We start from the raw sequence: 24,768 nt of genomic DNA, 5'->3' as shown, positions 1-24,768 counted from the left end.
TAAAAAAATAAGAAAGAGAATATAAATGAACAATAATAACAAGTTAATAATTGCAGTCGAAAATTCAGAAGGTAAGATTATTTCAAAACAAGACTTTAACAACTTTTTTAATAAACCATCAAATATTGAAATTATAAATTTATACACAGGACAAAAGTTATTTGATATTTTACTTGATGAATTAGGTTATATAAAATGGGAAGAAAACAAATGGGTTTTTAGATATATTTTAAACCAGAATCCTTTAATTTCTGTAATGCAAATTCTAGGACGAATAGCTGAGGCGATTATTGTTAGAGATTGCAACAATAATGAAATCTTAAATAATATTTGGTTTTCAAAAGCACGTTTAATGAAAAATACCAATAAAAAATTTTCTAAAAAGTTTAAAGCCATTGGAACTGGGTTATTAAGTACAAAAAAACAATTTTCTCAAAAATATAATCCTTTTGATCCACAACGAGATATTGTTTGGATTGATAAAAAAGATAGGTATGCTCTAGTTTCAAAAAAAAGTTCACAAATATCGGGTTTAATAGCTGGACTTCAAATTAAAGTAAGTACAGATTATAAGAACTATATCTTACAAGACATATTAAATTCTAAATATGAAAACCCAATAGTATATTTTGATTTGAATGAAGATTTTTATAATTTGGTTGGATATTTAACTTCTAATAATGTTATTCAACCAAATGAAATCGGAACAAATATTATTCAAGGAAAAAGCATAAATGTAAATACTCATATTGAACTTTTACATTACTATGAGCTTATTAATGCTATAATTAATAATAAATTAACTATTGAGCATTTGATTTCAAATCCTGATGCTTATGGAGATAAAAATATTCTAAAAAATGTTATTATAGGTAATTCATTTAACATTATTAATAATGAAGATATTTTATTTTGAATACTCTATGTAAAATGTCTATTTTTTAGAAGGGAAATATAAATATATGCTTAACTAAATCAAGATAATTAAAAAAAATAGTCCCTACGGCAATAGGGACTAAGCAATGTGATATACTCACAAACACCAATAGAAGTATATCACACAAACCTTTAAAATTCAATACAAGGAGTGTGATTTTTTTATGAAAAATCCAAATGGATATGGATCCGTTATAAAACTGGGTGGAAAAAGAAGAAAGCCCTTTGGCGCCAGAATTACGACTGGCTATGACGATAAAGGAAAACAAATTTTTAAATACATAGGATATTTTGAAAACAGGAAAGCGGCTATGCAGGCCCTCGCTGAATACAATACTAATCCTTATGACACAAAGCTGTCGGATATGACTTTTAAAAATGTAATGGACATATATCTTAACCGAAAAAAGCACACTGTCGAAAAATCATCAATGAAAGTATACACTTCATTAAGTGCCTACCTGTCTTCTCTCCACAATAAGAAAATGTGCGAGATTAGAACAGCCCAGCTTCAAAATTTAATTGACAGCTTACTGCATTTATCTTCAGGAACATTGAAAACTATAAAATCCTTTATAGGAGCTATTTTTAACACAGCGATGGAAATGGATGTAATAAGCAAGGACTACAGCGAATTTATCAAACTACCTAAGCATAAGCCCAAAATAGAGAGAAAAGTATTTACTGAAGAAGAAATTGCATTACTATGGGAAAATATTAATGATCTGGAATATGCTGACGTGATTTTAATATTAATATATACAGGAATGAGAATAAATGAACTTTTAAAACTTCAAAAATCAAATGTAGATCTGGAACAGAACATAATTATTGGTGGAAGCAAAACAGAAGCTGGTAAGAACAGAATAATCCCGATACACCCCAAAATAAACCCACTTATTGTTAAAAGAATGGGAAATAAAACGGAGTACCTTATACCAAATAGAACAGAGAAGAATTATTACGGGTATAATAATTTTAGAAAGTTTGAATTTATGAATATCATGAAACAACTTGGAATGGAGCATACTATACATGATACAAGACACACTTTTGCGACAATGATAAGTGATGTATCAGATAATGAAACTGCAATAACTGGAATAATAGGACATACCAACATAAGTATGACTAAGAAGTATACACATACCAATATTGAAAAAATGAGAAAAGAAATTGAAAAAATAAATTAGAAGATACTGGGGTCTAAACCCAGTATTTTTTAATGGTTATTTGTATACTACTTGTATATTACCTCTAAAAATTTAGTAGTTTTGATAGATATTTTTAAGTAATTAAAAAATTTCAATTCCCTTTAAATCCTTTATTTATGGGTATTCAAATAAAAATATTTTTTAATTCTACGCTTATTAGTTAATTGACTTATTGTCAATAAAAAAATATAACACCTGTACTTTTAATGTTATATTTTATTTAGTTTAATTATTCAAATCTATATATATTGGAGAATTTGGAAATTCAAAGCCTCTTTCTTTAGCTTTTATTTCCTTAGTTTTTAAATCTTCCTTGTTGACCATTTGAGTATCTAATAATGCAATTTCTTTTTGTAACATTACTACTTGTTTTTCTTTGGTATTAATTTCTCTTTGTAACTCAGAAATATTAAATGAAACAAAAACACGAAGTAAAGCTACTATTGTTACAATAGCGACATAAATACTAACTATAACTATTACTCTCATATTTAACCCCGCTGTTCTGGAAAGTTTTTTTCTAACTTCTGTAGGAGCTACTATTCTTTCTCTTCTTGCATCTTCTTTTGATCTTGCTGTATTCGTAATTTTTGGAACATCAAGGATTTCCATTTGCATTTTTTTGTTTTTTGAAACACCATTCATAACTGTTTATTCACTCCTTTCAAAAATTCTCAATTTTGCTGAATGTGCCCGATTATTTTCTTCTAATTCTAATTTTTTAGCAATAATTGGTTTTTTTGTAATTATCTTTCCCAAACTTTTTTTATTACATACACAAATTGGTATATCTTTTGGACAAATACACGGATCTTCATATTCACGAAATTTTTCCTTTACAATTCTATCTTCCAATGAATGAAAAGTAATTACTAATAACCTACCATTTTTATTAAGTAGTTCTACTGCTTTATCCAATGTTTCGCTCAGCACTTCAAGCTCCTTATTTACAAAAATTCTTATAGCTTGAAATGTTCTTTTGGCAGGATGCCGTTTCATACTTTTTCCTATTGATTTTATAACAATATCCGCAAGTTCCAATGTTGTTTCGATTGGCTTATTTTTCCTATATTCTACAATTTTTTTTGCAATTTTACGAGATTTTGGCTCTTCACCGTACTTATAAATAATATCTGCGATTTCCTTTTCAGAAAAATCATTAATAACTTCGTAAGCACTTATTTTTAGGCTACTATCCATACGCATATCTAACCGTGCATCAAATCTATATGAAAAACCTCTTTCGGCATTATCCAGTTGATTTGAGGAAACTCCTATGTCCATAAGTATTCGATCCACTTTTTCAAAGCCTGCAAGATAAACAGCTGTATCAATATTTCTAAAATTGTCTTGAAATATCTGCAGTTTGTGCCCATATTTTTCAAGCCTTTTTTTTGCAAACTCAATGGCTTCCATATCCTGATCAATTGCAACAACTTTTGAATTTTCAGAAGAATTTTGTAAAATACCCTCTGTGTGCCCACCGCCGCCAAGTGTACAGTCAACATAAACAGCGTCTTTTTTCGTTATTATATTATCAATCACTTCGTCAAACAGCACGGGCTTATGGTATTCCATATTTTCTTCCTTTCTTAGACATTTTAAAATATACAAATCTAGCATTTATAAAACTTTTTAAAACCAATTTTAGAATGTAAACTAATTTCATGCAAACTCCTAAATATCTAATTTATTTTTGGTTTTATTTTTAAAATTATTTTAAAATAGTTGTATATTGTACTTAAATCAATAGTTTGTAATCTTGTTAATTATCAAATCATTTTATTTCTTTCATAATTACTGAAACATTTTAGCATACTTTTCTTATTTTTTCCATATAACTTTTTAAAATTTATACTTTTATTTACAAATTTATTTATAAACTATCTCATCAGCAATTTTTTCTGCTTCTTTTTTTCCCAAAAGTTCACTAATAATTTCAAAGGCAAAATCCAATGCAGTTCCTGCACTTCTGCTTGTTATAACATTGCCATCTGTAACAACTCTGTCTTTTCCTAACACTGCCTTCCCTTTTACCAGTTCATTTTCGCACGCTGGAAAACACACTGCATTTTTCCCTTCCAAAATTCCAAGGCTAGATAATACCGTAGGTGCCGCGCATATTGCCGCAATTTTTTTATTTTCATTGTCTTTTGAAAATTTTAACACATTATCTAACAGTGTCTGTGAATTAAAATAATTTCCGACTCCAGGACCACCAGGCAATATCAGCATATCATATTCAGAAAAATCAATATCATCAATTATCTTATCTGCCAGTATTTTCATTCTTCTCGCACTCTCCACAAGGTTATCCTTTGTGATTGAAACTGTATCTACATTAATCCCTGCCCTTTGAAGCAAATCAATTGGAGTTACTGCCTCAATTTCTTCAAATCCGTTTGCCAAAAAAACTGCTACTTTTTTCTTTTCCATATTTTTACTCCTCAGTCATTATACTTATTATTTTTTAGAAATAAAATCTAATATCGAATAAAATTATGGTTTAAACAATTTTTTCATTTGTCTTCAAAATAATTTTATTCTAAAATAATAATCCCGATTTTAAGGCAAAAAAGGCTAAGAAACTAACTAGCCTTTTTTGTTATAATTTATTACACTTTTGCTACAACTTCTTCAGGGGTATCTTGTTGTAAAATTAAATCTCTGAATTTTTTCGCATCTGCATAATTACTGTTTCTAATTATTTTCTTAACAGTTAATCCTGATGATGCACTCATACTGAATGAATCAAGCCCCATTCCTAACAATAATTTAGTTGCTCTTTTATCTCCAGCAAATTCTCCACACATACTAACATTTATATTTGCTCCATGTGCAGCGTCAATTACTTTTTGAATAGCTTCTAATACCGCAGGGTTAAATGAGTTGTATAAGTTTGCAACCATTTCATTTCCTCTATCTACTGCTAAGAAATATTGTGTCAAGTCATTAGTTCCTATTGAGAAGAAATCAACTTCTTTTGCAAATTTGTAAGCAATAATAGCTGTTGAAGGAGTTTCAACCATTATTCCCACTTTTATGTTTCTATCATAGATTTTTCCAATTTCATCAAGTTCTCTCTTACATTCTTCCAAAATAGCATTTGCTTTTCTTATTTCATTAATTGAACTAATCATTGGATACATAATTTTGATTTGTCCATATTGAGATGCTCTTAAAATCGCTTTTAACTGAGTTTTGAACATATCTTTATTTTCTAGCGAAATTCTGATTGCTCTATATCCTAAGAATGGATTTAATTCTTTTGGTAAATCTAAATATGGTAATTCTTTATCTCCACCAATATCCATTGTTCTTATTGTTACAGGTTTTCCTTGCATTTTTTCAGCAACCACTCTGTATGCTTGATATTGTTCCTCTTCTGTTGGGAAGTGATCAGAGTTCATAAATAAAAATTCTGTTCTATATAATCCAATTCCTGTTGCTCCTGACTCAATTACAGCGTCAACATCATTAGGGCTTCCAATATTTCCCCAAATATCAACTTTTCTACCATCAAGAGTAACTGCATCTTCATGAATTAATTTTTTCAATTCTTCTTTTTCTTTTCTTATCGCTTCTTGTTTTTTAATATATTCATTTACCAAGTCTTCAGATGGTTCCAGGTATAGTTCTCCAGTTTCTCCATCCATAACAACAACTTCACCATCTTTTACTTCAGCAAGTATTCCTTTTACTCCAACTACTGCCGGTAATTCAAGTGATCTTGCCATGATTGCAGAGTGAGCTGTTTTTCCTCCAATTTCTGTAATAAATCCTATACAGTTTTCCAAATCCAATTGAGCTGTGTCAGATGGAGTCAAGTCTTCAGTTACAACGATTGTCCCTGGCTCTAAGTTGCTCAAGTCATGAATTTTCATTCCTAATAAATTTTTTAGCCATCTTTTACCTATATCTTGTAAATCAGCGGCTCTTTCTCTTAGGTACGGATCATCTAATTGTGAAATCATATCACAATATTCATTAATTCCATCATGTAACGCTTTTGCAGCTGGAAGTCCTTCTCCTTTAATTTTATCTTCAACTTCCATAATCAAATCTTCATCCTCAAGAAGCATAATATGACCATCAAAAATTGCTGCTTTATCTTCCCCCATTTTCTCTTTTACTTTTTCTCTAATTGCAATTAATTGAGTTTTGGACTGTTTCAATCCATCTTGCAATTTTGCCAATTCAGATTCAATTGTTGAATCCGCCTCTTTTGTTTGCGGAATAACAATCTCCTCTGCGATAAAAAGTAATACTTTACCTATAGATACTCCCTCTGAAGCACCAATTCCTGTCATTCTTTTCATTGTTTTCTCCTCTATATATAAATTTTTTTATTACAAACAAATTCAAAAAACTATAATCTGCCTCTATTAGCCTTTATGTAATCCCTCAGCATTTTTACAATTTCACCTTTTCCAAATTTTGTTGCCATATCCATTGGAGTCCCACCATGCTTATCTTTAATTGTGGGATTTGCTCCATGTTCCAACAACATTTTGACGATTCTGGAATTAGCTTTTAATGTTGCATCTTGGAGTGGAGTCCATCCATCCACATCACTTCCAACATTTGCAAGTCTTGCATCTTTTTTTAACAATATTTCCACTGCTTCGGCATTTTCATAATATGCTGCTGTTCCAAGTGTAGTTCTATTAAAAATTGGATGTTTTTCATATAAATCTGCACCATTTTCAATAAGAAGCTTCAAAATTTCATTATTTTTAGCTTCAATGGCTACAATAATTGGTGTATATCCATCCTTGGTTTTTGCATTTACATCAATCAATTCACCATTTCCTTGAAACAATAATGCTTCATCTAAATTTACACCATACACTCCTTCTTTCCGATTTGCAAACTGGTCTTTTATTTTTTCTCTATTATTAATATTATCTTTAGTTGCAAGATAAAATCTAACAAATTTATTATTATGTCCACGTATAGCATCCAATACTGATTTTATTAGTTTTTCCTGTTTTTCTTCACCTCTTATCTTTTGTACTAGATTTTCTCCAGTATTATATTTAAAAGTTACAGGAAATAGTATTTGATAAAAAAATACAAAAAACATAATAACAATTATTTTAAAATTTTTAAATAAAAAAAACTTGTTCACTTTTTATACCTCACTATATTTAATATTATACCATATCATTTTAAAAGTGCAAATATTTTTTCAGTTTTTTTCCAATTTATAACAATATTTATATAAAATTAAAATTAGAAGTTCTGCTCATTTTAGGCAATTTCTAAATTTTTTCATAAATTCCTAAACTATAAATATTAATCTATATCATCTACATTAATTCTTCCTTCCAGTGATCTTCCCAGTGTTGCCATATCTGTATATTCAATATTTCCTCCCATTGGAATTCCACTGGCGATTTTTGAAATTTTTATATTTTTATCTTTTAAGAATTTTGTTAAATAAAGGCTTGTCGTTTCCCCTTCTAAATCAGGATTTAGGGCAAGTATAATTTCTTTTACACTCCCATCCAGCCTTCTTATCAATTTTCTCAAATTCAAATCTTCAATAGTAACTCCATTTAATGGATCAATTTTTCCGCCAAGCACATGATAGAGCCCATTGTATGTTTCTGATTTTTCAAAGGCAATTACATCTCTTACTCCTTCAACAACACAGATTACTTCCGTATCTCTTTTCTCATTAGTACAAATATCACAAATATCATTTTCCGATAAATTTCCACAAATTTCACAATGTTTAATATTCGTATGTGAATCTTTTATTATTTCAAGCATCCTATCAATATCAGCTTCACTTCTATCAAGTACATCAAACGCAATTCTTGCTGCACTTTTTCTACCAATTCCTGGTAATTTTGCAAAAACATCTATTAAATCATCAAGTTTTTTCACTTTTTTATTCCTTTCCTAAATTTTGCAATCAAATCGTTTTAAGTATATTTCTTAAGTTTAAGTCTATAAAAGTTCTAAGTATATAAACAGAGGGAAAGGCATAAGACCGTTTCCCTCATAAAGTATTTATAATTGCTTGTTATGTGTGGTATGGTTAAATAATCAGATTTTTAATTATTCTCCAACTCTTTCTACTCTGAATGTGTTAGTTGTTCCTTCTTTAGAGATTCCAGTTACCATTACTACTAAATCACCTTTGTTAGCTTCTTCATGGTTAGCTGCAATTTCTCTTGCTTTTGCGAAGAAATCATCTGTTTTATCCAATCCTTTTGCTACATAAGCTCTAACTCCTCTTACTAATGCCAATTGTCTAGCAGTTTGGTCATTGTCTGTCAAAGCAATAATTGGTATAGTTGGTCCATATTTTCTAATCATTCTTGGTGCTCTACCAGTTTTTGTCCAACATACAATTAATTTAGCATTCAATGCATGAGAAGTACTTACTGCACCGCTTGAAATTGCTTCTGTAACAGTAATTTCTGATCCTTCTGGAGTTTCAATTGTTTTGAATTTTTTAAATTCATCTGTTCTTTTTGAAATAGTAGCCATCATTTTAACAGCTTCTACTGGATATTTACCTTTTGCAGATTCTCCTGATAGCATAACTGCATCTGTTCCATCCAAAATAGCATTAGCAACGTCTCCAGCTTCTGCTCTTGTAGGACGTGGGTTTCTAATCATTGAATCTAGCATTTGTGTTGCTGTAATAACTGGTTTCCCAGCTTTGTTACATTTTCTAATCATCATTTTTTGCATAAATGGAACTTCTTCAGCAGGTACTTCTACTCCTAGATCTCCTCTAGCAACCATGATTGCATCACTTAATTCCAAGATTTCATCAAAGTTATCAACACCTTCTTGGCTTTCAATTTTTGAAATAATTTGGATATTTTTTCCACCGTTATCATCTAACACTTTTCTTACTTCAGCAACGTCAGAAGCTTTTCTTATAAATGAAGCCGCTACAAAGTCAACACCTTGTTCACAACCAAATTTCAAGTCAGCAATATCTTTTTCAGCTAATGCTGGCAATCCAACTGAAACGTCTGGCAAGTTTACACCTTTAGTTTCTCCTAATTCTCCAGTGTTTGTAACAACACAGTGAACTTCTCCAGCTGCCTTATCAACACTTTCAACTTTTAATCCAACTAAACCGTCATCCAATAAAACTGTTGTTCCTTCATATAAGTCATCAACAATCCCAGGATAAGAAACTGCAAATTTTTCAGCATTTCCAACGAAAGAGTAGTCAGTAGTAATAGTTACCTTTTTACCAGTTTCTAATAATACGTCTTTTCCACCCTCTAGTTTACCAGTTCTGATTTCAGGCCCTTTAGTATCTAATAAAATTCCTACTTCTCTACCTGTTTTTTTCATTACTTCTCTAATATTTTTAATTCTTGCTCCATGTTCTTCAAAATCACCATGTGAAAAGTTTAATCTCATTACGTTCATTCCACTTTCCACTAATTTTGTCAACATTTCAACACTTTCAGTTTTTGGACCAATGGTACAAACAACTTTAGTCATTTTAATTTTCATTTTTCCTCCTAAAATTTGATTTAAAATTTCATTGTCTTATTATCAATGAATTCTCACTTTGTGTAAGAAATTTCATTTATTTTTAAAAAATCAGTTTTTCATTAACAATTATAATGATAATATATTTGCTATTGCATAATCGGCAACAGATGCTTTTGAATAATTTTCCCAAGCGTAAGATAATTTATGAGTTGTTACTTCTTCACTTTGAATTCCAACCATTAATCCACCTTGTCCTTCTTCAATAAGCTCAACAGCTCTTACTCCTAATCTTGTTGCTAAAATTCTATCAAATGCAGTAGGCGCCCCACCTCTTTGTATATGTCCTAAAATAGTAACTCTTATGCTTGTATCAACTTTTTTGGCTAACTCATCTTTAATTTTCATAACATCTCCTACACCTTCAGCAACAACGATTATGTCATATAATTTACCTTCTTCACGTCTTTTTTTAATTACTTCTGATATTTTATCAATAGATGTTTGAGTTTCTGGAATCATAACTCCACTTGCTCCTCCTGCTATTGCAGCATAAAGAGCCAAATCTCCACAGTTTCTTCCCATTACTTCTACTAAATATGTTCTTTCGTGAGAAGTAGCAGTATCTTTCAATTTTGAGATAGCGTCTAATATAATATTTAATGCTGTATCATAACCAACTGTATAGTCTGTTCCAGCTACGTCGTTATCAATAGTTCCTGGGATTCCAATTGTTTTAATTCCGTGTTCTTCATACAAATAATGTGCTCCATGGAATGAACCATCTCCTCCAATTACAACTAGTCCGTCTATTCCATGTTTTTTTAAATTAGCCGCCGCTTTTGCTCTAACTTCAGGATCTTTAAACTCTGGCAATCTAGCTGATAATAAAATTGTTCCACCTTTATCAGCAATTCCACTTACATCTAACAATGTCAATGGAAAAATTTGATCTTCAAGCATACCTTTATATCCTCTTCTTATACCATAAACTTCCATTCCTTTGTTTATTGCAGCTTTAGTGACAGCTCTTATCGCTGTATTCATACCTTGTGAATCTCCTCCACTTGTTAAAATTGCGATTTTTTTCATTGTATTTTTTCTCCTTCTATACATATAATTACAAATTTATTAACTTAAAAAAATCTTTATAAATCTTACATTTTTATATTAGCATTTTTAATTTCCATTGTCAAATAATTTTTAAAATTATTTTATTTAAGCCTGTTTTTTTAATGGTTTCAAAATAATCTAGCAATAAGTTTTTTTATGTATGAATTACAATATCATCCATACTTTTTCCGTCCTGAACTACCCATTCCACTGCCAACCTACTAAAATATAAAATACTTTCATTTACAATTCTTTCATACCCATTCATTTTTATTTCAACATTTGCCCAGTTTAACCTATATATATAGTCAAGCATATCCATAATTTTATTTTTAGAACGAATCTCACATTTCCTTGCAAATGATTTTAAATTTTCATTTTTTATTCCATTTATTAAAATTGAAATATCACAAAATGTATTAAAATCCTGAAATTCAATATCTATAATTGATAAAACCCATAGTAGCATTTTTGCTGACTCAAGTCTAAAATAAAACTCTGCATTCAAATCCTTATCCTCACTTAAATTTTCAATAAAATCTTTTTCACGCTCTGATAAAACTTGCTTAAACTGGTACTTTTCTTCAAAAACATCTACCATTGCAGCCAACTCTTTTTTACCATTTTCTTTTTTCTCAAGATATGTTTCTGCAGCAAGGCGTGTTACTACTATTGCTACAATTCTTCTTATAATATCCCATTTTTTATGTATCTTCACATTTTTTTCAGAGATACTCACTTCCATTTTTTCATCATAAGGAAGGCCGTTTTCTCTCAAAATTTCAATATTTTTTTTCATTCTTTCGACATCATTGTCAGTCATTTCTATTTCATATTCAAAGAACATTTTATCTGAAAGGGGTGGAATAAAGTCTGAAATCTGCCATTTTTCATTATTCTGAACCATTCTTTTTCTATCATAGTGATAATGTTTCAAATTTTTTTGTATAATAAATTTATGGAATTCCCCTAAAAAAACTGCCAGTTGATCTAATAATTTCCCATTTTCTTTTTCTTCTTCTTTACTTACTGCTTCAAAAATTACAAACAGACTGTTATACTCAAAAAGCTCTTTCTCATCTATATTTTTAAAAGTTTCTGACTTTAATTTTTCCAAAAATATTTCAAGTCCTATTTGCTGTTTAAGAAGAAAATTACGTTTTGGATTTATTAATACTGTAACTTTTCTCCCATCCTTTAAATAAAGAAAAAATTTACTTGTATTTCCAGTTAATTCTTCTCCAGTCTCTGTCTTAATTGTTTCAATTTTATCAGCATTAATTTCCAAAAAGTTTTTTACTAGTTCTTCTTTTGACTTTTCTTTTGAAAAACATATTCCTGATTTTGTTTTTTTCTTTCTTTTAAAAAAATTCCACAGATTCATCTTATCTCCCTTTCCTAATTTATTTTTATCGCTTAAAATTATCCAGTTCCTTTTCAATAATTGAAACGACTGTTGTTTCTGCAGGTATCATACTCAAAATTTTTTGATACAAATCTTCTCTTTTCTCCCTGCATACTTGTAGGAATAGCAGACATTCTCTTTTTTTTCTCAATCTTAGACTATATCCGTCATTCAGATATATATTGAAGTTTATCGTTCTAAAAGTTCCTTTCTGAATAAGTATTCTTGTTAAAAGACATATTTTTACTTCATCAATATTAAAATAAATTTCTTTCTTTTTTATTCTTTTTATAAAAGTAAATATAAATTCTCCGTCTAGTTCTTCTAAATTTTCCACGTTAAATTTGATTTTCCTCATAGTTATTGCAAAAACTGTATAAACTATATAAAAAATCAATATTATGACAGGTAGTGGCAGATAAAATTTGTTCATACTATCCTCCCTTCGTAAATTTTTACTTACCTAAAAATTATTTTTTATCTTGAAAATATGTTACCGCCAATATTGTTTTCATATCAGTTGATATTTTTGTAATATCCTTCACATTAACCCATACTACTTCCACTTCTTCCCCATGGTCAAGTGACTGCTCTATTGGTTTAATATCATCAGATTTTAGTCTCGCACTGAAAAAATACAATCTTTCAGTAGTGTATCCTGGCGATACATACAGTCCTTGTGGCATTTCTTCAATGTCTGTCACATCTTTTTCTAAATACCCAGTTTCCTCTTTCAGCTCTCTAAATGCAGCCACTCTAGGCTTCTCATTACCATCAATTAGCCCAGCACAAACTTCAATTTCATAATTTTTTGGCCCTGGTCTGAACTGTTTCACTAAAATTACTTTTTCTTTTGTTTCGTTAAACAGCACAAAACAAACTGCATCAGATTTATCTAAATACTCCAAAGTTATCCCTGTCGTAGGATGTATCATTTTTGCCCCTTTTAAAAATTTAAAACTGTTATCCATTTTTTTCCTCCTAAAGCTTACTTTCCTTTTATTTAAAAAATACTCTCAATCACATTCAGCCCAATTTCCTTCGCAAACTCCCTCGCAATTTCCATCTCTTTATCTTCCATCCTGTTAAAATCGTGTGCATCCGAACCGATTATTGTTCTAACATTATACTGCTTCGCAATTTCCCAGAATTCCTTGTACGGATACATGTATCTATCCCAGTCTGGATGTCTTTCAAATGTTTTTCTTATTCCGTTTGCATTTACTTCAAGGGGTACATCCATTTTTTCTGCCGCTTTTGAAATCATGTGTGCCGCTTTTTCACAGCTTTCATCCCAAGTCCGATAATTTATTACATACAAATCTGGATGTGCAATATAGTCAAATTTTCCACTTTCAATAGCTTCAGCCATATATTTTGCATAAGCCAGCACATCTTCCCCTGTCTGTATCTTCCAAGCATTATAATTTGTATTATCTCCATCTTTTCTAAAGGCATGCAGCCCTAAAACAAGATAGTCCAATTTTTCCTTGTATTTATCATATTTTTCAATAAATTCTGGAAAATATTCAATTTCTAATGATTTATAAATCTTAATCTTATCTCCATATTTTTCCTGTGCTTCTTCTATTTCCTTCAAATATCCGTCAAAATCTTCTTCTTTCATTCTATTATTTTCATAATATTCAGACATTGGAGCATGATCTGATATTCCAAGTTCAGTATAACCCTCCCTAATTGCAACTTTTACATAGTCTTCCACATTTCCAACAGCATGTTCACATCGGTAATTATGAGTGTGAAAATTTGTTTTATTCATACGTTTTCCCCATTCTATTTTTTCAAAATTTTTCCTTTCGTATATTTTACCAATTATTTTGGAAAAAATAAAGGTTTTAAGTAAATTTATTTTGTTTTTAGTGAAAATTTTTGATATAATATAGATAAATTATAAATATTTAAGGAGGAAATTTTTTGATTTCAACAAGTAATTTATCTGTCCAGTTTGGTGGACGAAAACTTTTTGATGAAGTAAATATTAAATTTACAGAAGGAAACTGTTACGGTATCATTGGACCGAATGGAGCTGGAAAATCAACTTTTTTGAAAGTGTTAACTGGAGAACTTGATTCTACTTCTGGAGAAGTTATTGTAGAAAAAAATAAAAGACTATCATTTCTAAAACAGGATCACTTTGCTTATGAGGATGAAGAAGTGTTAAATGTAGTAATGATGGGACACGCAAAATTATACGATATTATGATGCAAAAAAATGCTTTATATGCAAAAACCGAATTTACAGAAGAAGACGGAAATTTGGCGGCTGAACTTGAGGGAGAATTTGCAGAGCTAGATGGCTGGGAAGCTGAAACAAATGCTGAAAAATTCCTTATTGGTTTAGGAATTCCCGCTGAACTTCATCATAAACTGATGAAAGAATTAACAGAGCCTGAAAAGGTAAAAGTTCTGCTTGCACAGGCTATTTTTGGAAATCCTGACATTTTATTATTAGATGAGCCTACAAATGGACTTGACTTGCACGCAGTAAAATGGTTAGAAGATTTTCTAATGGAACTGGAAAACACTACTGTACTTGTCGTTTCGCATGACAGACACTTTTTAAACAAAGTTTGTACTCACATTGCTGATATTGATTACGGAAAAATTAAAATGTTTGTTGGAAACTACGATTTCTGGTATGAATCAAATCAATTAATGCAAGAATTAATCAGAAACCAGAATAAGAAAATGGAACAAAAGAAAAAAGAATTGCAAGACTTCATTGCACGTTTCTCTGCCAACGCCTCAAAATCAAAACAGGCTACAAGCCGTAAGAAACAGCTGGAAAAATTGCAATTTGAAGATATGCAGGTTTCTAACAGAAAATACCCATACATTGAGTTCAAGCCTGAAAGAGAAGCTGGGAACAATATGTTAAAAGTTGAGAACTTAACCAAAACTGTTGATGGAGAAAAAGTTCTTAACAACATTTCCTTTACGATAAATACTGGGGACAAAGTTGTTATTTTATCAAAAAATGACATTGCAAAGACTACTCTTTTCCAAATTCTAGCTGGAGAATTAGAACCAGATTCAGGAACTGTTGAGTGGGGAGTTACAACTTCACAAAGCTATTTCCCAAAAGACAACTCAGCATATTTTGAAGATGTAGATTTATCGCTAATTGACTGGTTAAGACAATTTTCGACTGACCAGCACGAAGAATATGTACGCGGATTCTTAGGAAGAATGCTATTCTCAGGAGAAGAGGCAAGAAAAAAAGCCAAAGTTCTTTCTGGAGGGGAAAAAGTCCGTTGCATGCTTTCAAAAATGATGCTATCCAACGCAAACGTCCTATTATTAGACAACCCAACAGATCACTTGGATCTTGAAGCAATTACATCGCTTAATAAATCGTTAGAAAGATTTGACGGAACAATCTTATTCACAACGCACGACCACGAATTTATTCAGACAATTGCAAATAAAATCATTGAAATCACTCCAAAAGGAATTTTGGAAAAAGAAATGGAATATGATGATTATCTAAATGACGAAACTGTTGAAGCAAGACTAAATGAAATGTATAGCTAAGTTATTGTGTAACTTTTATTTTTGAAATAAATTCTTGGATATAAAAATAGCAGGATTATATTTATTAATATTTCCTGCCATTTTTTATTTAGTTGTTTGAGAATCTATTTTTTAGCTACCTGATTACTGTAAATATATCCGTATTGATTTCCGTTGTATTTAATATAATACCAGTCATCGTCTGTTTTGCTTATTGCGTAAACTGTCTGTCCAGTTTTCAGTTTAGTTTTAATTGTAGATTTTGTTGTTGGTTTTTCTCTTATATTGCTGTATCCTTCACTTGAAGTTATAACGAGCTTACCTACAATTTCTTTCAATTGGCTATTGTGAATATAGCCAGTAAATGACTTTTTAATTGCATCGTTATAATATGTTACTTTATGCCATTCACCAGATTTTTCATTGCTTTCTAGTATGTGTCCATTTGTAATAGTTTCAACAACTTTAGAATCTGTAGTTGCAGACTGTCTTATGTTAATTGCATTATCTTTTGACGAAGTCACAAATGCAGCTCCCATTGAGATAGCACTAAAACCCATAGATAAAATTGAAACTAGAAACATTTTCTTTAGTATAAACTTTTTCATAAAAATCACTCCTTAATAATTTTATATAACACACGTTATTTTCAATTATATTATAACCTATTTTTTTAAGTTTGCAAGTAAAAACTAATAAAAAATATAATATTTTTAAAATAAATTTCAAAAAATAATATAATGAAGATTTCTAGAAATAGGTATTTTTACCTTCTCCTCTCATAATAATTATACCTTATTTTAAGAAAATTTCAATATTATTCTTCAAAATAATTCAATAAAAATTTTGTTTATTATTTAACTTTTACAAAGCCTCTGGTCCAAATGAATATGGTAACAATTCATCTAATGAAGTAATTCTATATTTTCTATTTTTATTTGTCAAAATAATAACTGTGTCTTTATCTGAAAATTCTTTTATTACCTGTCTACATGCTCCACACGGACTAATTGGCTCAGGTGTATTTCCTGTTACAACAAGTAACTTTATTTTTTTCATGTTCCCAGTAATTGCTGTTGTGATTGCATTACGTTCAGCACAAAGAGTAAGTCCAAAAGAAGCATTTTCAACATTAACTCCTTTATGCTTGTTTCCATTATCATCAATTAATAATGCGGCAACAGGAAATTTAGAATACGGCACGTATGCTTTTTCCAGCAAAAGATTTACTTCATCAATATAACCTAATATTTCTTTTTCACTTAAAATCATTTGTTCCACTTCCCATCTTAAATAATTTTTTATTAAAATATTCTAATAATTTATTTTAAATCGTCAAACGACAACTGAACTACATTACTTTTCAAAATCGAGCTTAACTGTACTCCAATAAGCCGTACTTCATCCTTTTTTTCAAAAAATTCCAGATTTTCAAGGGCTGCTTTATATATTCCATTTACATCATTCGTTGCACTTTTCAACGTTTTTGAGCGAGTGTGTGTTACAAAATTGGAATATCGGATTTTTATTGTAACTGTTTTGGCAAATTCATTGTTTTCAATAAGTTTGCTGCTCAATCTTTCAGACTGTTTTTTTAATTCAGCATGCAATGCCAAAATATCATTTTCTTCCTGATGAAAAGTTACTTCGTGTCCATAAGACTGTCTTTTTCTATCTGTATTTATCTCAGAAGAATGTAAGCCACGAACAGAATTATACAGATACTCCCCTTTACTTTCCCCAAATCTTCTGATTAATTCATTTTTCTCAATTTCATAAAGCTGAAAGACATTCGTTATATTAAATAATTTTAATACTTCCCTTGTCTTTCTTCCAATTCCTGGAATTATTCCAAGCTCCTTATTATAAATATAATCTAAAAAATGTTCACGGTTCCTAAATATAAAATAACCATTCGGCTTATCAATATCACTCGCGATTTTAGCGCTTATCTTGCTAAAACCTATCCCAACTGAGCAAGTAAGCCTTGAATTATCATAAATGTACTTTTTAAATTTTTTTATAAATCTTTCAATTTTTAAAATTTCATCTCTTTTATCAAGTCTTGTATTTTTATTCCAAATAAACTCTGTAATATCAATATAACCTTCATCAACAGAAGTAAATTCGCATTTTTTCAAGACTTTTTTTATTAATCCCTGTATTCTTCTGCCTTCTTCAAAATAAACACCTTTTCTAAGGCTTACAACAATAAGATTTGGGCATAGCCGTTTAGCCTGAACTGTTGGCATCGCAGATTTTACTCCATATTTTCTGGCTTCGTAGCTTGCCGTTGTAACAACTCCATGTCCTATTGCGATAGGCTTTCCCCTAAGTTCCCTGTTATCCCTTTGCTCAATTGCCGCAAAGAAAGCATCCATATCATAATGCAGATAAATTTTTTCTTTTTTCATTAGTAAATTTTCCTAAAATTGTATTGTCGGTAAAATCATATTAAATTCGCCATTTTCAATTTTATATTTGTAAGAAGCCAGATTTGCTAGTTCCAGACTGTGAGTAACTATTATTATAGACTGGTTTCTTTCCTGATTTATTTTCATAAATAATTCATTTATCATATTACTTGTTTCTGTATCCAGATTTCCTGTTGGCTCATCAGCCAGTATTATATCAGGATCGTTAATCATAGCTCTTGCTATCGCCACACGCTGTTTTTCACCGCCTGAAAGCTCCATAGGTTTATGTTTTAAACGTTTTGCAAGCCCCACAAGCGCAAGCAGTTCCTTTGCTTTCCTCTGTGCCTCATTCCTGTTCATATTTTTATTGACAAGTGCAGGCATCATAACATTTTCAAGTGCTGTAAATTCATTTAAAAGATAATGAAATTGGAATACAAAACCTATTTTTTGATTTCTTATTGCAGTTTTGGCTTTTTCATTTTTATAATGGATTCTCTCTCCGCCAATATAGATTTCCCCATCAGTTGGTTCATCCAAAAGTCCCAGTATATTCAGAAGTGTTGTTTTTCCATTTCCTGATTTGCCTTGAATCGAAATAAAATCCCCTTTGTTAAAGGCTAAATTTATATTTTTCAATATATGAATGTTTTCAACTTTTGTATTATAAATTTTATTAACATTTTTCAATTCTATTATTTTATTCATATTTTAACGCCTCCACAGGTTTTAATCTGGCCGCTCTGGCTGCCGGAAAAATTGTTGATAGAAATACAACTACAAATGTTACCCCATAAATAATTAAAAGTTCCTTTTGAGAAATATACAATGGCAATTCTTCTAAATAATAGGTTCCACCTTTCATATATTCCTTAAATAAAATTTTTAGTCCTATCAATACAAGTGGCGACAATCCACTTGCCATAATCATTCCAAAAACTCCGATTATTAACCCTTCTATTGTAAAAATTCTACGAATGTTTTTATTTGTATATCCAATTGATTTTAAAATACCTATATCTTTTATTTTTTCCCGGACAATCATATTTAAAATTACCGATACAGCAAAACTTGCTATAACAAGAAGCAGACTTAAAATCGCAATTAATACAAATTTTTCAAACTGTACTGCCTTCAAAAGATTCTGGTTAATTGTTTTCCAACTTATTGTACTGTATTCTTCCTGATTAACTATATTTCTCACTTGGTTTAATATTGTTTCCACTTTTTGTGGACTTTCAACTTTAATTCCTATTTCCGTTGCAGCTTTATCTTGTTCTGCTAAAATTTGCATAGTTTCCAATGGAACAACAATAAGATTTGAGTCATAATCTAAAAAACCAGTTTTAAAAATTCCTCTTACGATTAATTTTATTTCTTTATTTTCTGAAGACACAAGACTTATTTCCTGTCCAACTTTTAATCTCATTTCATATGCTAACTGTTCTCCAATCAGAACTGAATTAAGCTCTGCAATATTATCATTTCCTTCAACTATTTTCAAATTTAGTCCATGTTTTACATTTTCAGGACTAATTCCATCAGCAAGAACTCCTTTTGCAAAGCCTTCAAATTTTATTATCGATTGACTATTAATTTGTGGAATAACAGCTTTTACACCTTGTATTTTTTTTATATTATCTACAATTTGATTATAATCTTGAAAAAAAGTTTTTTTCTTATTTTTTATCAAAATATGGGGACTCATTGTAAGCAATGAATTAATCATATTTTTTTCAAGTCCGTTTGAAACAGTAAGTGAAACAATAAATACTGTTACAGCAATAGCAACTCCAAGCACAGAAAATATACTTTGAAATTTCCTTTCAACAACATGCCTAAATGCAATAAAAAATTCAACCATATTTTATTTTTTCTCCTTTCATATGAATAAATATCTTTTATTTTATATCACTTGACATTTCACGTGAAATATTATAATTTTCCATCAATTCTGATTTCTGAGCATTAACTTTTGCTACATCCAGTACTATTTCATTACTATCTTCATCTTCAAAAACAATAAATTCACTATTTGTACTTTTAACTTTTTGTACAAAATCATCAAAATCCTTATATTTTTTTTCATTAACCTTTGTAATTATTTTATTTTCCAAATCAGAATATCCAAGATTAACATCAAATGGCAAAACTCTCACTAAAATTACTAATCCGTTATAATCCTTAAACAATTCTTCTCTATCATAAATTGCAGCAAGTGTATTTGTTGGACGAGATTGGGAAAGCGCTGTAATATAATTTGTTGTAAGTGGTTCAAAGATTAACCCTCCGTAGACATAATACGATGGTGCATCCTGCAATTTTGTACTTTTTACGACACTATATTTTATATCTGTTTTCTTTAATGTAACTTGCCCTTTTTGAACCTTTTTATCCCTTATAATTTCATAACTCAAACTTTGTCCATATTTTTTTTCCTGATTTATAAAATTAAAGTCTGTTTTTTCATTTCTACGGAACTCAATTGTTCCATCTGATTCAATATCTTGCCCATCTAATTTTAATAATACATCATTTCGTTGTAAAATTCCATAAAATGGTGAATTTGTAAACACTTTTTTTATAATGATACCCTTTGAATCATTTTTTAATCCTAACATCTGACGTTGCGACGTACTTTCTAGTTTTCCCCATTGTACTCCTAGTTTTGGTGGTCCATCATAATTTCCATCTCTTACATCATCAAGAAAGTTTTCAAGTATATTAACAGGAATAAAATACCCAATATTATCAGCTTGTGTAAGTCCAGCAAAAGCAACACCTACAACTCTGTTATTACTCAAAACTGGTCCACCACTGTTTCCACTGTTAATAGCCGCATCAGTCTGTCCAATCAAAAATTTCTGATTTGTTAATGTATACGTATTATGCTCCATTCTTGAAACTATTCCTCTAGTTGTACTAAGCTTGTCACCTCCAAGCGGGTATCCGTAAACTGTTAAATTTTCCTGAATTTGTGGTAATTTACCTAATTTTAACGAAGTTGTTCCATTAAAAAATGATTTATCCTCCACATCAATCATCGCCAAATCATATTCTTCTGATACAAATTTTACACTTGCTTTATATTTTCGTGAATCTCCTTCTTTTCTAACTTGTAAAAATTTTTCATTTAGTACAGCATGAGCATTTGTAATAATTCTATTTCCATCAATTATAAAACCTGTTGCCGTCGAATTGTAATCTTGCCCATTTTGCCAAGGTGATGCATAATTATACATCTGATGAGCTGCATAAACTTTTACAAGTGCTTTTTTTACTGAACTATCATCTGCAAAAATAAAACTGCACAAAAATATATTAATTATTAAAATTATTTTTTTCATTTTAATCATTCCTTTCTAAAATTTCAAATTATACTTATAACTTCTTAAAATTAAACATACTTATAATTTAATTAACATTATCCTAATTTATAAATTATATTTAAATATCCAGTTTCTCTCCAATTTGATTTTGTAATAATTTAAAAAATAATAATTCATTACTTATATTTAATCTAATTTGTATTCTCTTTTTATCTTTTGTTATTATTTCCAAAAATTTATCGACTTTGCTTGCACTGACTTTAATAATTTTGACAGTCGCACTTTCAATATCTTCCATTTTAATTTGCATATTTTTTAAAACTATTTCATTGTTTTCAATTGTAATTTTAAATTTAAACAAAAGAAAAGAAGCGATAAGAACATACCCAAATAAAATTACTATAAAAGCTATTTTTAATGGCGTAAGTTTTTCTATACCTGTAATTCCTTTATATAATGAATATCCTGCAATAAATGCAATTATTATAAAAAAAATAGATGATGAAAGTACATATTTTAAGTTTGCCCTAAAAATATATTTATTTCTGTCATCTTCTATTTTATATTTTTCTAATTTCTCTTTTAATTGTTTGGTATTATTAAAATTGTTCATTGTTCTTTAGACTTATAAAATTAACTATTTAAAATCTTAGTCAACAATTTTATAAGTTTCTTCTCCTTTTTTCTTTAAATTCAAATTATTTCTTGCAAATTTATCGGTATTGTCATCATCATTAGAATTTTTTGCTTGTTCCAATAATTTATTTTTCTTATCAGTAAGCTCTTTTATTTCATTATTTGCTGTTTCCAATTTTTTTTGCATGCCAGGCTTTCCTAAAAATACTTTTACACTTTGACCAATGAAATATACAACTAAACATATAAAAATAATATTCCCAACAACAATAAGTTTTTTCATGCCTTCTCCTTTTCAAATTTTTTAATTTATTTTTTTTTATCATTTCTTATTTTTTCAATTTCTTTTACAAAACTATCTAAGCTATCAAATTTTTTATAAACAGACGCAAATCTAACATAGGCAATTTCATCCAAATCAATTAAATATGAAAGTATTTTGTCACCCAGCTCACTAGATTTTATTTCACCAGAATAATCTGTTAAAATTTCACGTTCAAGTTTATCCAAGGTTTCTTCAATTTTTTCATTCTCAATATCTCTTTTTTTAAATGCTCTAATAATTCCATTATAAACTTTTTCACGTGAATATGGCTGTTTTTCTCCATTTTTCTTTATTACAAAAAGTGATAATTCAACCACTTTTTCATGAGTTGTAAATCTTTTTCCACATTTTTCACACTCACGTCGTCGTTTTATTGAATTTCCTTCAAAATAAACACGACTATCAACAACTTTTGTATTTTCATAACCACAAAATGGACATCTCATAAATTTCCCCTATCTTTTCTAAATATTAAAATATTTTTAGAATATCTATCAAGCTCTAAAAAACAACATTTAGAAATTTAAAGTTTAATTCTTTCATTTAGTCTAAAGAAATTTTACTGTTTACTAAAAAATGAAGCTGGAATTTACTTACTTGTTTTAGTTTAATTAACTGCTAATTTCTTCTTTTCTGATAAGTTCCAGAATCTCTTGATTAGAAGTTGCTTTTAACAAATCATTTACAAATTTATCTTCTCTTATTAATCTTGAAATTCTTGCCAAAACTTTTAAATATTCCTGCGTTTTATTTTCTGGACACAAAAACATGAAAAATATATTTACATTTTCGTCGTCTACCGAATTATATGAAATCCCATTTTTTGAGATTCCAAATGTTATCATTAACTCATCCACAGCTTTTGTCTTTGCATGCGGTAAAGCTATTCTTTTACCAATTCCAGTTGATCCCATGTCTTCTCTTTTAAAAATATCATTCAGTCCTTGTTCTTCATCTTTTATTAAATTTGTTTGTTTTAAATTGTTATACAACTCTCTAATTACTGCATTTTTATTTTTTGATTCTAAATTCAAATTTATTGTTTCAACCTTGATATAATCAGCAATATTTTTATCTTCCATAAAATTCCTCCATAATAAATTTCCTTATTTTTATTTCAACTTGTAAATTTTTATTTATAAAATTTTCAAAAATAATAACCATTCTTCTCAAAAAATCAGCATAATCTTCTAATTTCTGCTGAGTATCAAGAATATCTGAACTATTTCTTACAATTTTCAAAATTTCTTTATATTTTTGTAAATTTTCTTTTTTTTCCTTTTCCATTATTAAGCTAATCTCTTCAATATCATAAATACCCTGTTCTATCATTATTCTTCGTAAAAATGATAACACAACATAGTATTTATATCCTCTTTTCATATATGGAAGAATATCAATAAAGCTCAATATTTCTAGTAACTTATCAAAAAAATCCCCATTTTCATCTGTAATATAATAAATTTTATCTATACTATCAAGTACATACAATGAAATTTCTAACTTTTCAATGTTCTTTAAAATATTTTTAAAGTTTTTTAAAATTTCTACATCTTGTACCACATAAAAATTATTTTTTTGTGAAAGCGTTATCTCAACTTCATTTAGCGGATTTAAAGAAACAACATTTCTTTTTCTTGATTTGCGAATTCCATAGGCTGTTGCCATTATTTTACCGTATTCTTTGCTAAAAAGTGTTACTAATAAATCCGCTTCTTTCATTTCCTTTTTTTTTAAAACAATACAATTTGTCTTTATTATTTTCATACTCTACTTCACATTTTTATTTCAAAATTCAATTTTTTAAATTATCTGAAATTTGATAATCTATAAATTATTTGAGAACTTCCGTCTGAGACAGAAATTTTTGTTGGATAGCTATATCCATTTGAAGTTTTATAATCACTAAAGTTCACTGTAGTTCCACTACTTTTTATAGATGTCAACCAATTGCTTGAAAATGTGAAAGTGTTTCCATTTTTAGTTTGTGTTTTTTTAGACGTTATACCACGTAGCTTATTAAATACTCCTAGTATATTTGCTTCACTTTTTTCAACTTTTTGTGTTACAGTCTGTTTTAATTTTGGATAGTAAATTGTTTTTTTACTTCCACTAAAAGTGTAAACTTCTCCTTTGTTCATGCTTGGTGCTGTGATTGTAAGCTTCATTGTTCCTGAATTATATGCCATCACATAGCTTTTGCTTCTTCTTGTTCCATTAATATTAGCATCTTCAGTAACATTTACCGTAAAACTGCTCTTTTCCCAAAAATCCTTAGAAAAAGAAAAAACTGATACCAATAAAAATAATAATATAACTTTTTTTGTCAATGTTAATTGTTTTAACATAACTAAACTCACCTCTTTTTGATTTTTTATAGCTC

The 24,768-nt window shown here is 29.2% G+C and carries 27 protein-coding genes; 3 read left to right on the top strand and 24 right to left on the bottom strand.

Annotation, left to right across the window (positions count from 1 at the left end; all coding sequences use genetic code 11):
* The first annotated feature begins 25 nt into the window (after window positions 1–25).
* Both ACZ5B9_RS05560 and ACZ5B9_RS05555 read left to right on the top strand, forming a co-directional pair.
* Window positions 26–916, top strand: a complete 891-nt coding sequence (locus ACZ5B9_RS05560) for a hypothetical protein (RefSeq protein WP_464423703.1) — start codon at window positions 26–28, stop codon at window positions 914–916.
* Between the two features lie 184 nt (window positions 917–1,100).
* Window positions 1,101–2,129: a tyrosine-type recombinase/integrase gene (locus ACZ5B9_RS05555; protein ID WP_464423702.1), complete on the top strand. Its 1,029-nt coding sequence runs from the start codon at window positions 1,101–1,103 to the stop codon at window positions 2,127–2,129.
* A 246-nt stretch (window positions 2,130–2,375) separates the two neighbouring features.
* Here the strand turns inward: ACZ5B9_RS05555 and ACZ5B9_RS05550 are convergent, their stop codons facing one another.
* The 12 genes from ACZ5B9_RS05550 to ACZ5B9_RS05495 form a co-directional block, all read right to left on the bottom strand.
* Window positions 2,376–2,795 carry a hypothetical protein gene (locus tag ACZ5B9_RS05550; protein WP_021769338.1) on the bottom strand — a complete coding sequence of 140 codons (420 nt, stop codon included), beginning with the start codon at window positions 2,793–2,795 and terminating at the stop codon, window positions 2,376–2,378.
* Window positions 2,796–2,801: 6 nt separating this feature from the next.
* A complete protein-coding gene (rsmH, locus tag ACZ5B9_RS05545) occupies window positions 2,802–3,728 on the bottom strand; it encodes a 16S rRNA (cytosine(1402)-N(4))-methyltransferase RsmH (RefSeq protein ID WP_464423701.1) in 927 nt (308 codons plus the stop codon).
* 294 nt (window positions 3,729–4,022) lie between these two features.
* Window positions 4,023–4,586, bottom strand: coding sequence for a DJ-1 family glyoxalase III (locus tag ACZ5B9_RS05540; protein ID WP_464423700.1), 564 nt, complete (start codon window positions 4,584–4,586; stop codon window positions 4,023–4,025).
* Window positions 4,587–4,765: 179 nt separating this feature from the next.
* The gene (gene ptsP, locus ACZ5B9_RS05535) at window positions 4,766–6,469 is read right to left on the bottom strand and encodes a phosphoenolpyruvate--protein phosphotransferase (RefSeq protein ID WP_464423699.1); all 1,704 of its coding nucleotides are present in this window, start codon (window positions 6,467–6,469) and stop codon (window positions 4,766–4,768) included.
* 50 nt (window positions 6,470–6,519) lie between these two features.
* On the bottom strand, window positions 6,520–7,281 hold the full coding sequence (locus ACZ5B9_RS05530) for an ankyrin repeat domain-containing protein (RefSeq protein ID WP_464423698.1): 762 nt from the start codon (window positions 7,279–7,281) through the stop codon (window positions 6,520–6,522).
* 167 nt (window positions 7,282–7,448) lie between these two features.
* Entirely contained in the window at window positions 7,449–8,045 is a 597-nt protein-coding gene (gene recR, locus ACZ5B9_RS05525) for a recombination mediator RecR (RefSeq protein ID WP_464423697.1), read from the bottom strand.
* 174 nt (window positions 8,046–8,219) lie between these two features.
* Window positions 8,220–9,647, bottom strand: a complete 1,428-nt coding sequence (gene pykF / locus ACZ5B9_RS05520) for a pyruvate kinase PykF (protein ID WP_464423696.1) — start codon at window positions 9,645–9,647, stop codon at window positions 8,220–8,222.
* Window positions 9,648–9,755: 108 nt separating this feature from the next.
* Window positions 9,756–10,718 (bottom strand): 6-phosphofructokinase, encoded by a 963-nt coding sequence (gene pfkA, locus ACZ5B9_RS05515; RefSeq protein WP_021769331.1) that lies wholly within the window; start codon window positions 10,716–10,718, stop codon window positions 9,756–9,758.
* 175 nt (window positions 10,719–10,893) lie between these two features.
* Complete coding sequence (locus tag ACZ5B9_RS05510; protein ID WP_464423695.1) at window positions 10,894–12,123, bottom strand: DUF4272 domain-containing protein; 1,230 nt, start codon at window positions 12,121–12,123, stop codon at window positions 10,894–10,896.
* Between the two features lie 25 nt (window positions 12,124–12,148).
* The gene (locus ACZ5B9_RS05505) at window positions 12,149–12,577 is read right to left on the bottom strand and encodes a hypothetical protein (protein WP_021769329.1); all 429 of its coding nucleotides are present in this window, start codon (window positions 12,575–12,577) and stop codon (window positions 12,149–12,151) included.
* A gap of 37 nt (window positions 12,578–12,614) precedes the next feature.
* Window positions 12,615–13,115, bottom strand: a complete 501-nt coding sequence (locus tag ACZ5B9_RS05500; RefSeq protein WP_464423694.1) for an NUDIX hydrolase — start codon at window positions 13,113–13,115, stop codon at window positions 12,615–12,617.
* A 32-nt stretch (window positions 13,116–13,147) separates the two neighbouring features.
* Window positions 13,148–13,924, bottom strand: a complete 777-nt coding sequence (locus tag ACZ5B9_RS05495; RefSeq protein ID WP_464423693.1) for a histidinol-phosphatase — start codon at window positions 13,922–13,924, stop codon at window positions 13,148–13,150.
* A gap of 155 nt (window positions 13,925–14,079) precedes the next feature.
* Between ACZ5B9_RS05495 and ACZ5B9_RS05490 the strand changes: the two genes are divergently transcribed.
* Window positions 14,080–15,699 carry an ABC-F family ATP-binding cassette domain-containing protein gene (locus tag ACZ5B9_RS05490; protein ID WP_464423692.1) on the top strand — a complete coding sequence of 540 codons (1,620 nt, stop codon included), beginning with the start codon at window positions 14,080–14,082 and terminating at the stop codon, window positions 15,697–15,699.
* 104 nt (window positions 15,700–15,803) lie between these two features.
* On the opposite strand, the gene ACZ5B9_RS05485 is transcribed toward ACZ5B9_RS05490, so the two are convergent.
* From ACZ5B9_RS05485 to ACZ5B9_RS05430, 12 genes are all read right to left on the bottom strand, one after another.
* Window positions 15,804–16,286: an SH3 domain-containing protein gene (locus ACZ5B9_RS05485; RefSeq protein ID WP_464423691.1), complete on the bottom strand. Its 483-nt coding sequence runs from the start codon at window positions 16,284–16,286 to the stop codon at window positions 15,804–15,806.
* A 256-nt stretch (window positions 16,287–16,542) separates the two neighbouring features.
* A complete protein-coding gene (gene cdd / locus ACZ5B9_RS05480) occupies window positions 16,543–16,950 on the bottom strand; it encodes a cytidine deaminase (RefSeq protein WP_464423690.1) in 408 nt (135 codons plus the stop codon).
* A 50-nt stretch (window positions 16,951–17,000) separates the two neighbouring features.
* Window positions 17,001–18,092: a DNA polymerase IV gene (gene dinB, locus ACZ5B9_RS05475; RefSeq protein WP_464423688.1), complete on the bottom strand. Its 1,092-nt coding sequence runs from the start codon at window positions 18,090–18,092 to the stop codon at window positions 17,001–17,003.
* 12 nt (window positions 18,093–18,104) lie between these two features.
* Window positions 18,105–18,803, bottom strand: a complete 699-nt coding sequence (locus ACZ5B9_RS05470) for an ABC transporter ATP-binding protein (RefSeq protein ID WP_464423687.1) — start codon at window positions 18,801–18,803, stop codon at window positions 18,105–18,107.
* Window positions 18,796–19,959 (bottom strand): ABC transporter permease, encoded by a 1,164-nt coding sequence (locus ACZ5B9_RS05465; protein ID WP_315287562.1) that lies wholly within the window; start codon window positions 19,957–19,959, stop codon window positions 18,796–18,798. Before ACZ5B9_RS05465 ends, ACZ5B9_RS05470 begins: the two co-directional genes overlap by 8 nt.
* Window positions 19,960–19,996: 37 nt before the next feature.
* The gene (locus ACZ5B9_RS05460; RefSeq protein WP_464423686.1) at window positions 19,997–21,442 is read right to left on the bottom strand and encodes a S1C family serine protease; all 1,446 of its coding nucleotides are present in this window, start codon (window positions 21,440–21,442) and stop codon (window positions 19,997–19,999) included.
* A 100-nt stretch (window positions 21,443–21,542) separates the two neighbouring features.
* Window positions 21,543–22,037, bottom strand: a complete 495-nt coding sequence (locus ACZ5B9_RS05455) for a hypothetical protein (RefSeq protein ID WP_021769318.1) — start codon at window positions 22,035–22,037, stop codon at window positions 21,543–21,545.
* Window positions 22,038–22,073: 36 nt separating this feature from the next.
* Window positions 22,074–22,343, bottom strand: coding sequence for an FtsB family cell division protein (locus ACZ5B9_RS05450; RefSeq protein ID WP_021769317.1), 270 nt, complete (start codon window positions 22,341–22,343; stop codon window positions 22,074–22,076).
* Window positions 22,344–22,369: 26 nt separating this feature from the next.
* Window positions 22,370–22,831 (bottom strand): transcriptional regulator NrdR, encoded by a 462-nt coding sequence (gene nrdR, locus ACZ5B9_RS05445; RefSeq protein ID WP_464423685.1) that lies wholly within the window; start codon window positions 22,829–22,831, stop codon window positions 22,370–22,372.
* Window positions 22,832–22,996: 165 nt separating this feature from the next.
* On the bottom strand, window positions 22,997–23,467 hold the full coding sequence (locus ACZ5B9_RS05440) for a PTS sugar transporter subunit IIA (RefSeq protein WP_021769315.1): 471 nt from the start codon (window positions 23,465–23,467) through the stop codon (window positions 22,997–22,999).
* Complete coding sequence (gene recO, locus ACZ5B9_RS05435; protein ID WP_021769314.1) at window positions 23,457–24,152, bottom strand: DNA repair protein RecO; 696 nt, start codon at window positions 24,150–24,152, stop codon at window positions 23,457–23,459. Before recO ends, ACZ5B9_RS05440 begins: the two co-directional genes overlap by 11 nt.
* 41 nt (window positions 24,153–24,193) lie before the next feature.
* Complete coding sequence (locus ACZ5B9_RS05430) at window positions 24,194–24,733, bottom strand: hypothetical protein (RefSeq protein WP_464423684.1); 540 nt, start codon at window positions 24,731–24,733, stop codon at window positions 24,194–24,196.
* Window positions 24,734–24,768: the final 35 nt, after the last annotated feature.

The sequence above is a fragment of the Leptotrichia sp. SK-5 genome, from assembly GCF_055387215.1.
This window is presented reverse-complemented; position numbering and strand designations above follow the sequence as displayed.

Bases quoted from the DNA above. Each gene is read 5' to 3' on its own strand.
- ACZ5B9_RS05560 (WP_464423703.1), top strand. From the start codon at position 26: ATGAACAATAATAACAAGTTAATAATTGCAGTCGAAAATTCAGAAGGT.
- ACZ5B9_RS05555 (WP_464423702.1), top strand. From the start codon at position 1,101: ATGAAAAATCCAAATGGATATGGATCCGTTATAAAACTGGGTGGAAAA.
- ACZ5B9_RS05550 (WP_021769338.1), bottom strand. From the start codon at position 2,795: ATGAATGGTGTTTCAAAAAACAAAAAAATGCAAATGGAAATCCTTGAT.
- rsmH (WP_464423701.1), bottom strand. From the start codon at position 3,728: ATGGAATACCATAAGCCCGTGCTGTTTGACGAAGTGATTGATAATATA.
- ACZ5B9_RS05540 (WP_464423700.1), bottom strand. From the start codon at position 4,586: ATGGAAAAGAAAAAAGTAGCAGTTTTTTTGGCAAACGGATTTGAAGAA.
- ptsP (WP_464423699.1), bottom strand. From the start codon at position 6,469: ATGAAAAGAATGACAGGAATTGGTGCTTCAGAGGGAGTATCTATAGGT.
- pykF (WP_464423696.1), bottom strand. From the start codon at position 9,647: ATGAAAATTAAAATGACTAAAGTTGTTTGTACCATTGGTCCAAAAACT.
- pfkA (WP_021769331.1), bottom strand. From the start codon at position 10,718: ATGAAAAAAATCGCAATTTTAACAAGTGGAGGAGATTCACAAGGTATG.
- ACZ5B9_RS05510 (WP_464423695.1), bottom strand. From the start codon at position 12,123: ATGAATCTGTGGAATTTTTTTAAAAGAAAGAAAAAAACAAAATCAGGA.
- ACZ5B9_RS05505 (WP_021769329.1), bottom strand. From the start codon at position 12,577: ATGAACAAATTTTATCTGCCACTACCTGTCATAATATTGATTTTTTAT.
- ACZ5B9_RS05500 (WP_464423694.1), bottom strand. From the start codon at position 13,115: ATGGATAACAGTTTTAAATTTTTAAAAGGGGCAAAAATGATACATCCT.
- ACZ5B9_RS05495 (WP_464423693.1), bottom strand. From the start codon at position 13,924: ATGAATAAAACAAATTTTCACACTCATAATTACCGATGTGAACATGCT.
- ACZ5B9_RS05485 (WP_464423691.1), bottom strand. From the start codon at position 16,286: ATGAAAAAGTTTATACTAAAGAAAATGTTTCTAGTTTCAATTTTATCT.
- cdd (WP_464423690.1), bottom strand. From the start codon at position 16,950: ATGATTTTAAGTGAAAAAGAAATATTAGGTTATATTGATGAAGTAAAT.
- dinB (WP_464423688.1), bottom strand. From the start codon at position 18,092: ATGAAAAAAGAAAAAATTTATCTGCATTATGATATGGATGCTTTCTTT.
- ACZ5B9_RS05470 (WP_464423687.1), bottom strand. From the start codon at position 18,803: ATGAATAAAATAATAGAATTGAAAAATGTTAATAAAATTTATAATACA.
- ACZ5B9_RS05465 (WP_315287562.1), bottom strand. From the start codon at position 19,959: ATGGTTGAATTTTTTATTGCATTTAGGCATGTTGTTGAAAGGAAATTT.
- ACZ5B9_RS05460 (WP_464423686.1), bottom strand. From the start codon at position 21,442: ATGAAAAAAATAATTTTAATAATTAATATATTTTTGTGCAGTTTTATT.
- ACZ5B9_RS05455 (WP_021769318.1), bottom strand. From the start codon at position 22,037: ATGAACAATTTTAATAATACCAAACAATTAAAAGAGAAATTAGAAAAA.
- ACZ5B9_RS05450 (WP_021769317.1), bottom strand. From the start codon at position 22,343: ATGAAAAAACTTATTGTTGTTGGGAATATTATTTTTATATGTTTAGTT.
- nrdR (WP_464423685.1), bottom strand. From the start codon at position 22,831: ATGAGATGTCCATTTTGTGGTTATGAAAATACAAAAGTTGTTGATAGT.
- ACZ5B9_RS05440 (WP_021769315.1), bottom strand. From the start codon at position 23,467: ATGGAAGATAAAAATATTGCTGATTATATCAAGGTTGAAACAATAAAT.
- recO (WP_021769314.1), bottom strand. From the start codon at position 24,152: ATGAAAATAATAAAGACAAATTGTATTGTTTTAAAAAAAAAGGAAATG.
- ACZ5B9_RS05430 (WP_464423684.1), bottom strand. From the start codon at position 24,733: ATGTTAAAACAATTAACATTGACAAAAAAAGTTATATTATTATTTTTA.